This is a genomic window from Marinifilum sp. JC120 (assembly GCA_004923195.1).
Lineage (GTDB): Bacteria > Desulfobacterota > Desulfovibrionia > Desulfovibrionales > Desulfovibrionaceae > Maridesulfovibrio.
Window position 1 is genome coordinate 237013 of record RDSB01000002.1, and the last position, 13816, is coordinate 250828.

Here is a 13816-nt window from a genome sequence, read left to right on the forward strand (position 1 = left end):
CATTTTCATAATTTCGCACCCCCTTCACCTAGCCCAAATCACCCTCAGCTCAATTTATCACTTGCAATTAAATTCATTTTAACATAACTGAATGAGCGTTCACTACTTACAAAAACACACCCGCACTCCACCCAACATCACCACTCACATTTTCCGCTGTAACCCACCGACGGCGGAAGCCCGGATCAGGTGTGTTTTGAAAGACTTATTTTTAGGAGAGATAAATGGACTCAAAACTCGCAAACCCCGCCCCGCTGGGCCTGATGGGATTCGGCATGACCACCATCCTGCTGAACATCCACAACGCAGGATTTTTTCCCATCAGTTCTATGATCCTTGCCATGGGCATTTTCTATGGCGGTATCGCGCAGGTCATCGCCGGAATAATGGAATTCAAAAAAGGCAATACCTTCGGGACCACCGCCTTCACTTCCTACGGCCTGTTCTGGCTAACCTTGGTTGCCCTGATCGTAATGCCCAAGATGGGCCTTGCCGATCCCACCCCGCACGCTTTCATGGGCTGGTACCTGCTCATGTGGGGAGTCTTCACCATGTTCATGTTCCTCGGAACCCTGAAAAGCAACAAGGTTCTGCAATTCATCTTCTTTTCCCTGACTGTGCTATTTTTCCTGCTGGCTGTACGCGATTTCTCCGGCAGTCACTTCATCGGAACAATTGCCGGATGGGAAGGCATCGTCTGCGGAGCTTCCGCATGCTATCTTGCCATGGCTGAAGTCATCAATGAACAGTACGGACGCACCGTCCTGCCCATCGGCGAATAAAACAGCCTGCTTCTCATGAATGTATGAAGGCCGCGCAGCTTTAAGCTGCGCGGCCTTTTTGTTTGATTTTCCTGTCACCGGGCAGCCTTTTTCAGGAGTTTAAGGTTGCCGCTAATTTAGTCAGGCAACGGGACTGCCGGAAAAAAGCTACCGTTTGTATAATCTGGAACGCAGAATAGACAACAAGACTCCAATTCCCAATATAGCCCATTCCAAGCTGAACCCGGCGGTCGGATTCAGAGTGCACCCTGTACCACTGTCGCTGGTTCCTAGTGCAACAGGATCTTTAATCTCGCCCAGAGTCCTGTCTTCATCATAATCCCCGTTATCTTTGACTACGAAGTTTATGTAATATTTTGCGCCGTAAGTCAGAATAGTGTCAGCAGAGATATAATTATTGTCTTCATCCTCTATCCACCATGTCCCTTCTGTGTCCGGATCAGCACTGAGGGCATAGCGTCCAAAACCTTTGGTTGTCCCATTTGTTTCGAAACATTTCAAAAGACTGTACCTTCCGGCAGTCCCATTAAGAGCTGTTGAATTAAATGCAAACACTCCGTTGGCACCATTACTGTTGATACTAGCCTCGAATGAAGAAACAGGGGTTTCGAGTGAAAATTCAACAGGAACGGAATAAGCTGCAAAAAAATCGGACTCTGAAGTTGAATTGGATGAAGAAGTAAGAACTGAGACCTCAACTCCTTTTTGTTGGGTGCTGCCTGAGACAACATCGCCGCCCAATTCTTTAGTAACAGAGATAATATCATTAAGTTCTGGATAGTCGAGATATCTTACAGGAGAAACATCATCATCCGCACCTTTGGAAAACACCTGTACATCGTATCCGGAACCGTAGTTGCCACTATATATTTCTTTGTCGACGTATAATGAATATCCCAATGAAACCTTAGCTTTTGAATTACCTGTAATTCTGGTTAAGTAAGATGAAGAATCTGAGTCTGTTGCTGTATAACTACAAATTTGATTATGATCAGAGATATAGACAACATTATCCGTGATAAAAAAGCCTCTGGGAGTACTAAATGAATTTGAAGGTTGCAAAACCCTTTTCTTTTGATCTGCTACTGTCCCATGAGCATCAGTATTAAAAACAAATACGTCTCCCCCCGAATCTACAACATAGAGTTCATTATTATAAACGCAGCAAGCATAAGGAATGTTGCTAAATCCCGAGATGGTTCTTGTAGGAGCAGCATCTTTTGAATCAGTTGTTTTAAAAACATATACTTTCTTCTTACTTTCATCACAGCAATATAAGTAGCCTCCGTAAGCAAAGAGGGCCCTCGGAGTTGCGAAATAACTATTCGTAGTATCCGTAATTTGACGAATTGGAGTAGTAATCTTGTCATCTGAGGTTTTAAAGACACTGATTGTTTTTTGCGATTCGTCACTTACAAATATCTCACCGCCATACACAGTTAGTCCATAAACTCTATTTGCTGTTAATGTAGAAGAAGCATCAATTGTTCTTAATGGAGGTGCTTCTTTATCCGCTGTACTGTCAAAGACATAAATTTTAGTATTTGCCCTACTCAGAAGATACAATTCCTCAGCTGCACAATTTGCTGTAAATGTAAAAAGGAAAATAAAAATTACCAAAAACGCAAATAAACAATTTGAAAGACGAAACATTCTTAGACCCTATTAATAAAAACACAGAAAGAGCATTCACAACCACAATGCTATTATTTTCGAAACAAACAACAAAAAAAACAACATTGACCCACCACCTCAATATAATGCTAGTATTTTAATTGTCATTTTTAGTCAATTTTATATATTAAGTACAAACAACTATCTACATACAAATGACTATCTACATACAAAGAATATCGATATGTACTACAGAACACACTGCAAAAACTTTTTATTACTTCAGAAAGGCCAAGCACTCCGTGCCATCCCGCTACCAACAAACCCCACCCTTCCCCTCACCAGACTTTTAAATTATAGATAGCAAACGCCACGCGGAGCCTTTATCCGCTCATGCACAGAAAAAGCTTCAAAAGTTTCAGGAGAAATAAGCAACATGGATATGGAACAAGATATTATAAGGGCCAAATTTCTTATTGAATCGCTGCCGTACATCAAAGAATTTTACGGCGAGACGATCGTCATCAAGTACGGCGGCAATGCCATGATCGATGAAAACCTGAAGCGAGCATTCGCCCTGAACATCATCCTGCTCAAATACATCGGCATCAACCCAGTGGTTGTGCATGGCGGCGGACCGCAGATTCAAAAAATGCTCAGCGCGCTGAACATCGACAGCCAGTTCAAGAGCGGATACCGGGTCACTGACGAAGCCACCATGGACGTTGTTGAAATGGTCCTCGTGGGACAGGTCAACAAACAGATTGTCAACCTGATTAACCTGCAAGGCGGCAAGGCGGTAGGACTTTCAGGCAAGGACGGCATGCTCATCAAGGCCGAGCAGAAAGAGCTCGTAATTGAATCCGAAACCAAATCCCCTGAAATCATCGACCTCGGCAAGGTGGGTGAAGTAACCGAGGTCAACACCACCCTGATTGAATCCCTGCAAAAAGATGGATTCATCCCGGTGATCGCGCCAGTGGGAGTTGACGATGAAGGTTCCACCTACAACATCAACGCCGATTCCGTAGCTGGTGCTGTTGCCGCTGCCATGAACGCCAAACGTTTGCATCTGCTGACTGATATTCAGGGATTGCTGGATGCGGACAAAAATCTTGTTTCCTCCATGACCTGCCGTGAAGCAGCCGAAGCAATCGACTCCGGCGTGGCGCAGGGCGGCATGATTCCCAAACTGAGCTGCTGCCTTGAAGCAGTTCACAGCGGAGTCGAAAAAGCACACATCATTGATGGACGGGTTGAAAACTGCGTGCTGCTGGAACTTTTCACCAAAAGCGGGATCGGTACTGAAATTGTCAGTTAACAGGCTGTTGAAAAACGGCGATCTGCGTCGTTGCTTCAAAAAGTTCAAATCCTCACGTACATGAGGTACGCTTCGGCCTTGAACTTTTTCACGCCTAACATCTCACCACTTTTGAACAGCCTGTATTTTTTATACGGAGAAAAATCACATGAAAGCTATTGCAATCGTCGGCAAGAAAAAAACCGGCAAAACCACCATGGGCCTTGCGCTGGTCAAGAAGCTCACTGAAAAAGGCTACAAAGTCGGTGTGCTCAAGCATTCCCATCACGGCTTTGACGGGGCCGAGGGCGCGGATACCGAAGAGTACAAGAAGATAGCTTCCTGTGTGGCCGCGTACTCTCCCAGCGAATCCTTTGTTTCTTGGAAGCAGGAACGCACCGTTCAGGACCTTATTCCACTCATGGATGCCGATGTCATCGTCATGGAAGGCGGCAACAAAGTTGGCTGGCTGCCCCGGGTGATCATGGTTCGTGAGGACAACGACGACAAAGAATTTTACCCCGAACTGGCCCTTAAACAGATTCCGGCCTGTTCACCGGAAACCCCGCCTTCCGAGGAATTGCTGGAAGAACTGGCTGACCTGGTCATGGATAAAGGTTTCATTCTGCCGGGTCTCAACTGTGGGGCCTGCGGACGCGAGTTCTGCATGGAATTCGTGGCTGATATTATCTCCGGCAAGGCCCGCGTTTCCGGATGTCAGGCCATGAAAACCCAGATGGAAGTTACCTGCAACGGTGCCGAACTGGGTTTCAACCCCTTTGTGGCCGACATGCTTTCAGCCGGGATAACCGCCATGCTTAAGCAGCTTAAAGGCTACGTTCCCGGAGAGATTGAGATTAAGATTAAGAATTAAAGAAGTCCCTGCCGGGGGCCTTAAACCCTTTTGGGAAAAGGGTTTAAGAATCCCAAAACTTTTTATTAGGGCTTCGCCGATTTTTATAAAAATAATCTAATTAAACTATTAAAAGTTTTAGGAGAGTCCAGAGAACCCTTTTCCAAAAGGGTTCTCTGGCCCTCGGAGAGCCGCCGGAGGCATCCATTGAAAAACCATGAATTTTTTGAAATTATCAGCAGGGTTGAATTTGAAACCCTGCTGAATTCTTTTACAGCGGTGGACACTGAAAAGGTTTCCATTTCTGATGCTTGTGGACTGGTGCTTGGTGAGGATATTATCTCACCGGAAGACCTGCCCCCGGCTAACCGTTCCTGCATGGACGGCTACGCGGTCAATGCCCGTGACGCCTTCGGCGCAACCGAGGGCAACCCGACCTATCTGGAATGCTCCGCCACCCTTAAGGTGGATGAGAATCCAGACTTTGAACTCCAGCCCGGAGAATGTGCTGCCATCCCCACCGGGGGAACTTTGCCCGACGGAGCCGATGCCGTGGTTATGGTTGAGCACACACAGGAACTTGGAGCCGGGACCATTGAAATCCGCAAATCATCTGCCCCGGGCGAACACACCATGCTCAAAGGCGAAGATGCAGCTAAAGGCGATACAGTTTTTCAGGCCGGGCACAAAGTCCGCTTTCAGGATGCTGGATTACTCGCCGCTCTGGGCATGAAGGAAGTTGCTATCCATCGCAAACCGCGTGTGGGAATTATCTCCACAGGGGACGAACTTGTTGAAATCGACTCCCCGCAAAAGGTTGGAACAATACGGGATGTGAACTCCCACACCCTGCGCTGCCTTGTGACTGAAGCTGGAGCGGAAGCTGTAAATTACGGAATTGTGCGCGATGAACTGGACAAACTGAAATCCACCCTCACAAAAGCTATAGCAGAGAACGATCTAGTGCTCCTTTCCGGGGGCAGTTCAGTGGGCATGCGAGATCTGACTGTGCAGGCCATTGAATCAATGAAAAATTCTGAGATCCTCGCCCACGGGGTGGCAATCAGCCCCGGCAAGCCGACCATCCTCGGGCGGGCCGGAAGCAAGCCCGTGCTGGGACTGCCCGGACAGGTAACCTCGGTGCAGGTGGTCATGCTTTCGCTGGTTGTTCCATTCATCCGCCAGCTCATGGGCCAGAAGGATGCTTTTTCAACATCCGGGCGGACCATGATTCAAGCCGAACTGGGCCGCAACACAGTTTCCAAACCGGGCCGTGAAGATTACGTACGCATGAAACTGATCAACCGCGAAGACGGCTTACCTTTAGCCGAACCCATTTACGGAAAATCCGGTCTGCTCAAGACCATGATTCAGGCAGACGGGCTGATGATCATCCCCGCTGATACCGAAGGTTTTTACGCCGGAAACACGGTTAATATCTGGAAGATTTAATATAAAAAAACATATTTGCATCAAACAACAGCCAACTAATAGGGATTCCAAAGGGGCTTAATCCTTTTGGTCCCCCTGAAAGGGCCCTCGGAGAGCCGCCGGAGGCCATTCAATAAGGAAATAAGTCGTGAGTGACCGCAATATCTACCTGAAAACCATCCCCGTTCCCGAAGCCGTGAAAACAGCCATGGCTGCGCTTGACCGCAAAACACTGGTCCAAACCGAGATTATCCCGGTCCACGAAGCACTTGGGCGGGTTACAGCCGAAGCCGTCATAGCCCGCTGTTCATCGCCCACCTACCATTCCGCAGCCATGGACGGTTATGCGGTAAAGAGCGACACAACTTTCACCGCCCGTGAAGGCCAGCCGCTATTGCTGAAAAAAGACGAAGGCTGCATTGCAGTCAATACCGGTAATCCTCTGCCGGAAGGCATGGATGCCATCATCATGATTGAACATGTGGTGGACGAAGGTGAGAATATTTCCATCGAAACTCCGGCCTTTCCGTGGCAGCATGTGCGTCGCATCGGTGAAGATATTGTAGCCACTGAAATGCTGCTCCCGCGCAAGCACACTATTTCCGCCTTTGATATGGGCGCGCTGCTTTCCGCCGGAATTTACGAACTCAAAGTTTACGAAAAAATCCGCATGACCTTCATTCCCACCGGGGACGAAGTCCTGCCCTTTGCTGATCGCCCCACACCCAAACCGGGTGAGGTCATTGAATCCAACTCGCAGGTATACAAATCCTTAGCCGCCGGACTGGATGTGGAATTCAGATTCACCGGACCGGTCAAAGATCGTGAGGAAAAGCTGACCGCAGCAGTTGAAGAAGCCCTCAAACATTCACACATAGTAGTGGTCGGTGCCGGGTCCTCAGCAGGCAGCAAAGATTTCACCCGCATAGTTATTGAAAAACTGGGCCAACTGCTGGTGCACGGTATAGCTGTAATGCCCGGCAAACCCACAGTTCTGGGTACGGCTCAAGGCAAGCTGCTGGTAGGCGCACCGGGCTATCCGGTCAGCGCGGTGGTCTGCTTCGAAGATGTACTCACCCCGATAATTTCGTGGCTGGCCGGAAAACATGAACCTCAGCGTGACAAAGTGCAGGTTCGTCTGGCAAGGCGCACCCCTTCCAAGCCCGGACAGGAAGAAATCGTTCGCCTCGCCGTTGGACAGGTTGACGATGAATACATCGGCGTCCCCCTTTCACGCGGGGCAGGCATGATCACGACCCTGACCAAAGCGCAGGGCTTCACCCGCGTTCCTGCGGAAAGCGAAGGCGTGGAACTTAACACAACTGTTGATGTGGAACTTTTCTCCAGCCGTGCGGAACTGGACAAAGTACTCATGCATGTGGGCAGCCATGACAACACCATCGACATGCTCGCCGATATGCTCATGGGCGGTGACAATCCACTACGTCTGGTGTCGACCCATGCCGGGTCCATGGGCGGACTGACTGCGCTGAAAAACGACATGGCCCTCTTTGCCGGAGCGCATCTTTTTGACCCGGAAACAGATGACTTCAACTTTCCATTCATTGAAAGATACCTGCCCGGAATGGAAGTGACGGTGATCAACCTCGCCATCCGCCATCAGGGATTCATCGTTCCCAAGGGAAATCCGAAAGCGATAGAAGGCATAAAGTCACTGGGCGGTCTAGCCATTAATTTCATCAACCGCCAGCGCGGGGCCGGAACCAGAATACTTTTTGATCACCATATGAAAAAAGCGGGCCTGAAATCTACAGATATCCTCGGCTACGACCGTGAGGAATTCACCCACATGGCCGTGGCTGCTAACGTGCTCACCGGGGCTGCGGACTGCGGACTTGGAATTTTTGCCGCCGCCAAGGCACTGGACCTCGACTTTGTGCCGCTGGCCCATGAAAGATACGATCTGGTTATCCCCCAGAAGCATATGAAAGACAGTAGGATAAAAACCCTGCTAGAACTCATAAAATCTGATAAAGTCAAAACTGCAATTAACGAACTGGGCGGCTACGAAACCAACCTCACTGGACAGGTAATGAAGCCGGGAGTTGGGCTGGGATAAAGTATTTGAATCTTGCCGGAGGGGCTATGAATAAGGACAAAGAACACATCATCAGGCAAAAATGCCGTGAGAACGTAGTCGGATTTGCCCCGTTCCGCTACCGCTTCGGCAAGGGCAGCTTCATCCGCGAAGGTCTGCTCAATATCGGAAAATTTGAGGACGGCGAAGGCAGTCACTTAGTGCTGACCTTCATCTTTGACTCCGACAGTATCGAAACAGATAACGACATCCTGGACCGCATGGGACGTCTGGATTTCAGTCCCATGACAAGAAAGGGATTGCTAACCGCATTACGCAATTCAGCTGAATTCGAGCAGAACGAAAATTTCGCCATGCACGAGTTCAGCTTCTATTTTGATGAAATGCCCGCCGACATTCCCAAGCTGATTAAAAATGGTTTCATCCCTTTCTTTCTCGACCATCTCTACATGCGTATCGGAGAAGTGGAATGGATGGAAAAGGATGCAGGTAGGGGATGGCTTTGCCGGTTAAAAGATAGTTTTCGATAAATATTAACTTTATTAAAAATTGAGAAAGAAAATGCCCGTAATAAAAGTTGAAATGTTCGAAGGCCGGACCATCGAACAGAAAAGAGAACTTGTTGAAGTCTTTTCCAAAGAAATGGCAAGGATCACCGGATGCAGCGTGGAATCAATCTATGTTGTCATTGATGAGGTGAAAAAGGAAAACTGGGGAGCAGGCGGGGAGCTTTGTTCTGATAAGTATCCGGATAAGAATTAGCAAAAACGCCCAGTCTCCTGAGAGGCTGGGCGTAATTTTTTAATTTTCTTTAGGTGTATGTAAAAATAAAGATTCCAAACAAGGGACAAATCATATGGATCGCCGAAAATTCCTCAAACTGACTTCCGCCGGGGCTGTTGCTGTTTCCGCACAAGGAATCTTTACCTTGAGCGGCTGCACCAAAAAGCCAAAAAAGAAAACCGCTAAGGAAGCCGGATGGTTCATGTCCGGGCCTCCCAAGTACACCGTAGCAGATGCCCATTTCCATTATGTGGACTTCCTGCAACAAACCGAAGGAACGGCTGAATTGATTAAGGCCATGAACGTTAACGGTGTGGAACACATCATGTTTTCCGGTATGCCGCTGGTAAAAAAGTGGGATAAAGATGAACCCGTGGCCCCGAAATATTACATGGAAGACAATTCTCGGGCCTATTGGTATTCAGCCACGGATTTTCTTGTGGCCCGCGCTGTTCTGAAATTACCTGAAAATGAACGCTACCGTTTTCATCCCTATATATGTGCCTTTAACCCCACTGACAAATACGCTGTGGACCACATCAAGCGCATGATTGATGAATACGGTGACCTTTGGGAAGGAATCGGTGAAATTTTCGGTCATCGCGATGACCTGACTAACTTGACTTACGGCGAGACAGCACGGGCCAACCATGTCGCCTTAGACCCGGTCTACGATCTGGCTGCGGAAAAAGACCTGCCCGTATCACTGCACAATAACTGCACCTCAAGGGTTAAATTGGACAATCCCCTCTATGTCTATGAAGTAGAAGATGCGCTGGCTAAACACCCGGACACCCGCATTGTCTGGGCTCATGCCGGACTGAGTCGCTATCTGCACATGAACCCTGAAAGATACACCGACATGCTCGGGGAAATGATGGTCCGCTACGATAACCTCTGGATAGATCTTTCATGGCTCGTCTATGAAGACAATATAACTTCAGGCAAACCGAAATATGATGTGAAAGATTGCTGGCTGAAGCTGGTCAAAAACTTTCCCGACAGATTCATGATCGGCTCTGACGCTGTGGGTAAATATGAAAATTACGCCTTCAATATCAGAAAATACTACACCCTGCTTGATGAACTGCCGAAAGCAGCGGCCCGCAAAGTTGGGAAAGATAACTTTATCTCGGTACTCCCGAAACGGGTGCGTGATAAGATTGCGGCAAGGCCTGCGTAAGATATTTATTTCAGACCCATAAAATGAGACTGTCCGCTAACTAATTCCAATATAACCACAAAACGGGCCGCGCATCAGCGCGGCCCGTTTATTTTTAATTCAACTCAATTCCTCAGCATCACCCTACTTCTCATGCCTCCCCGTTCCTCAGCCTTGTAATTCTCGGGGACTTCTTCCCAGCCGGAAAACATGGCCGCGATGTGGGCTGTGATATTGTGCAACCACACGCTTTGAAAGCATACATACACGCTCTACTTAAACAATAAACACTAGATAAGCTCATATTTCTGTGATAATCACGCCGTCATTATCTTTCTTAATACAAATATATTTTTGATATCAATATCTCTATCTAATGTTTAAGAATTATTTTGGGAGAAAAACATGACAGGTTATCAGACATTTCCCTACCAACCGGGATCTTCAGATTCACTCAGCAAACTTGCACAATTAAATATCCCCCCTCTTACAGCTAAATCATTTCTTGATGTAGGCTGCAATGAAGGCTTTTTTTGCGGTTATGCTTTGTTTGACGGAGCAAGAAAAGTCCTCGGTATTGATATTAATGAGCAGGCTATCAACAGCGCGAAAAAAAACTTTCCCGGTTGTGATTTTTCAGTACAAAGCTGGAATGACCTCTCACCCAAAAAAAAATGGGATGTAATACTCTGCTCCTCTGCACTGCATTATGCAGACGATCAAGAAAGTTTAATACATATGCTTGCAGAACGACTTTCTTCTAAAGGAACGCTTGTACTAGAAATAGGTATCGCGTCAGGTGATGATTCTGAGTGGGTAAAGGTACAACGAAGTATTGATACACGACTATTCCCGACCCAAAAAACAGTCACTAAAATTCTATCACGCTATGCCTACAAATACTTAGGTGAAAGTACACCGCAAATAGGCGACCCAATCCCTCGCCATGTCTATCATATCAGGAAAAAAAAGCCGTATGCATTTATGCTTATGCAGAATCCTGGAGCGGGCAAAACCACTATTCGCAATGCCTTGTTCCATGAGCACAAAACTATTTCAGGCGACAGACTTCTCTTGGATATCCAAGCAGAAAAACAACCCTGCGAACCGGAATTACAAAAATTCATAGCACAAGGCTTGAATCCAACTAAAATTGACGTGACTGTCCGCTCACTCTTTTCCAGCCAATGGTGGCAAGATTATCTGGATACAATACTCAGCATTTCGAATGGGAATAATTTTGTATATGATGGCTATGTACCATCCGCCTATCACGAACTTATTTCAAACTACCTTAAATCCAACGGTTACTTTCCGGTAAATCTTTGCTGGGACAACCCGGACGCATTAAACGATATGGGAGTCAGAACCAAGGCAGAAGCAAGAAAATATGCTCTGTATCTGGCAGCCATACGAAGCAAGATGCGCAACAGATAACTAAATTTCAATCATTGTTTACTCAAAGAAGAGCCCCGGCAGGACACACAATCCTGCCGGGGTTTATTTAGTTTCTTAATTACTAAACCTACTTCTCATGAACCTCCCATTCCTCAGCCTTGTAATCCTCGGGAACTTCTTCCCAGCCGGAGAACATGGCCGCGATGTGGGCTGTGATATTGTGCCCGGTAGTGGTCATGTAGATATGCACCACCAGGAACGCCAGCAGTGCGTAGGCGCAAGCCATGTGTACGTTGGCTACTACATTCAAGCTCAGGAAATCCAGACCGTAAGCGGCCCAGTCGTTGTAGGTCCAATAGAGTAACCCTGTTACCATCTGCAAGGGCAGCAGGATTGCTGAGAGGCCTAGATAAACCAGACGCTGCAAAGGATTATGCTTGGCATCCTTGCTCTTATGTACCGGATGTTCCTCGCCCTTGAAGATACCGGAAGCATAGTACATGGCCACATCAAAGAGCTTCTTGGAGGTGGGGATGTACTGCTTCCACTCCCCGGTGGTCAGCAGCCAGAAGATGATGAATACGAACAGGACCAGCCAGCTGATTCCCAGCGTATTGTGCAGGTCCACGGCCTTTTCAAACCCGAATAGGGTGAATACTCCATGCACCTCCAACCCGGTAATCATGAGCAGCATGATCAGGATGGACTGGGTCCAATGCCAGAAACGCTCGAACCTTGAATAGAGATAGATCTTCTTCATGTTATGTCCGCTCATATCTAGTCCTCCTTACGGCCCTTGATGAAAATGCGGCCAAGGGCATGCAGGATAACACCCACTACCGAGGCGAGCACCACGAACCAGCCTCCGGCATCCACAATAGCGGATGCATCACGACCGGGCATATAGAAACAGGTCATCTTATCAAGACGGCCCTGCTTGCTGTGGCACTCTTCGCAGGCTACAGCATTTTCCTTGGGGGCAACCATGTGGGTGGTGGGATAGACATATTCAGTCTCAACAAATCCCACTTCGCCGCTGAAAGGCAATCCGGCATACTTCATACCGTAAGCAACGGCATTTTCCCAATTGTAGCCCTTCCAATAGGCATCCTTATCCTTACCGAAGAGGTGTGGAATAACTATATTCTTGTTGACCTTGTCATAGGGGGTCATGCCGCGATGCACCTTAAAGGGCATGATGCGGGAATTCTTATCCTCAATAGAACCCACAGCCTTTGAAACCTGAACAGGCTTGGTGGGATCGATAGTCGTCTGGGCGGTAATAGTATCGATGGTGCCGTTGAACCAGTAATATTCAGGAACAACGTTCTTTTCCCAACGCATATCGCCCTTCTTGGTCATATAGACAGGCTTTCCCCATTCGCCCTTTTCAACATAAGGCTTTCCGTCCTTCTTCTTGCCTGCTGCGGACCAGTCCCACCACATCTTGGTAGGCAGTTCGCGGGCGAAGGTCGGAATATGACAACTCTGGCAGGCCAGCTTGTCAGTATGGTCATTGAGCTTCATGCCCAGCTCTGACTTATGCGGTCTTGCACTGTGGCAGGATTCACACATGATCTTGGAGCCGAGATCGTCTTCAAGCAGAGACTTACGCTCGGTTGCTGCGGGGGTTGAATAGATACGGCCTGCGATATCGTGCTTCACTGTGGAGTGACAACGGGTACAGGCAAAGTTCTGTCCGTCCATACCCATATGCACATCAAGGGTCTTGGCTGGCTTAAGCATGGAGGAATCAAGATCTCCGTGCTTTACGCCGTCACCGCCGCCACCGTAGAAATGGCAGGTACCGCAATTCTTGCGGGTAGGACGGCCCACGGACTGGGCAACCTTGTTCCATTCGGGAGCGGCGTAGAACTTGCCGTTACCCTTGAACTTCTTACCCGGCGGGGGTGCGGGATTACCTGCACCAGCGGGAAACTTCTTGTAAGTTCCGGTCTGCTCATGACAGACAAGGCAGTCGATCTTTTCTTGCGAACTAAAATCAAAATCCTTGTTCTTCCAGCCATACCCGGCGTGACAGGAAGTACAGCGAGGTTCATTGGACTGGATGTTGATACAAAAATTGTTAACCACCAGACCGCCCTTACCGACCTTCAGCTCCTTTTCCGCCTTGGGATCGAGCCAGGTCCAGTGGATGGTCTTGTGGAATTGGTGTCCGGCTTCGGTGTGACAGGTCAAACAAGCCTTAGTCACTTCCGGTCCGCTCTTGAAAGGTTGCTTCAGTGCATCGAACTTGGAATGGTCAGCCGTAATCCAAAGCTCCTTACCCTTGGTAGCCTGACGGGCCATTTCCCGACCAGGGGCGGTATCCCCGGCGGCAAATGCGCTTGCGCCCAGAAAGACCACCGCCAACAGCAGCAGTACTGAGTTCCGCATTAATCTCATCTCCACCCTCCATAGTTATAGATGACCG

General features: G+C 48.1%; 12 protein-coding genes. 9 read left to right on the top strand and 3 right to left on the bottom strand.

The annotated features are described in order from the left end of the window. Positions 1–224 precede the first annotated feature (224 nt). Positions 225–782 (top strand): acetate uptake transporter, encoded by a 558-nt coding sequence (locus D0S45_03750; protein ID TIH19306.1) that lies wholly within the window; start codon positions 225–227, stop codon positions 780–782. A gap of 147 nt (positions 783–929) precedes the next feature. On the opposite strand, the gene D0S45_03755 is transcribed toward D0S45_03750, so the two are convergent. Beyond that, on the bottom strand, positions 930–1613 hold the full coding sequence (locus tag D0S45_03755; GenBank protein ID TIH19307.1) for a hypothetical protein: 684 nt from the start codon (positions 1611–1613) through the stop codon (positions 930–932). A 1225-nt stretch (positions 1614–2838) separates the two neighbouring features. Here D0S45_03755 and argB point away from each other — a divergent pair. From argB to D0S45_03795, 8 genes are all read left to right on the top strand, one after another. Further along, positions 2839–3717: an acetylglutamate kinase gene (gene argB / locus D0S45_03760; protein TIH19373.1), complete on the top strand. Its 879-nt coding sequence runs from the start codon at positions 2839–2841 to the stop codon at positions 3715–3717. A gap of 148 nt (positions 3718–3865) precedes the next feature. Beyond that, positions 3866–4570: a molybdopterin-guanine dinucleotide biosynthesis protein MobB gene (locus D0S45_03765; protein ID TIH19308.1), complete on the top strand. Its 705-nt coding sequence runs from the start codon at positions 3866–3868 to the stop codon at positions 4568–4570. Positions 4571–4756: 186 nt separating this feature from the next. Further along, complete coding sequence (locus tag D0S45_03770) at positions 4757–6001, top strand: molybdopterin molybdenumtransferase MoeA (protein ID TIH19309.1); 1245 nt, start codon at positions 4757–4759, stop codon at positions 5999–6001. 127 nt (positions 6002–6128) lie between these two features. Beyond that, a complete protein-coding gene (locus D0S45_03775) occupies positions 6129–8060 on the top strand; it encodes a molybdopterin biosynthesis protein (GenBank protein ID TIH19310.1) in 1932 nt (643 codons plus the stop codon). 26 nt (positions 8061–8086) lie between these two features. Further along, positions 8087–8569 (top strand): hypothetical protein, encoded by a 483-nt coding sequence (locus D0S45_03780; GenBank protein TIH19311.1) that lies wholly within the window; start codon positions 8087–8089, stop codon positions 8567–8569. A 31-nt stretch (positions 8570–8600) separates the two neighbouring features. After that, positions 8601–8801: a 4-oxalocrotonate tautomerase gene (locus D0S45_03785; GenBank protein TIH19312.1), complete on the top strand. Its 201-nt coding sequence runs from the start codon at positions 8601–8603 to the stop codon at positions 8799–8801. Between the two features lie 94 nt (positions 8802–8895). Beyond that, a complete protein-coding gene (locus D0S45_03790) occupies positions 8896–10005 on the top strand; it encodes an amidohydrolase (protein TIH19313.1) in 1110 nt (369 codons plus the stop codon). 384 nt (positions 10006–10389) lie between these two features. Then, a complete protein-coding gene (locus D0S45_03795) occupies positions 10390–11421 on the top strand; it encodes a methyltransferase domain-containing protein (GenBank protein ID TIH19314.1) in 1032 nt (343 codons plus the stop codon). An 88-nt stretch (positions 11422–11509) separates the two neighbouring features. Here the strand turns inward: D0S45_03795 and D0S45_03800 are convergent, their stop codons facing one another. Together D0S45_03800 and D0S45_03805 are read right to left on the bottom strand one after the other, a co-directional pair. Beyond that, entirely contained in the window at positions 11510–12157 is a 648-nt protein-coding gene (locus tag D0S45_03800; protein TIH19315.1) for a DUF4405 domain-containing protein, read from the bottom strand. A 2-nt stretch (positions 12158–12159) separates the two neighbouring features. Further along, positions 12160–13788: a tetrathionate reductase family octaheme c-type cytochrome gene (locus D0S45_03805; protein TIH19316.1), complete on the bottom strand. Its 1629-nt coding sequence runs from the start codon at positions 13786–13788 to the stop codon at positions 12160–12162. Between the last annotated feature and the right edge of the window lie 28 nt (positions 13789–13816).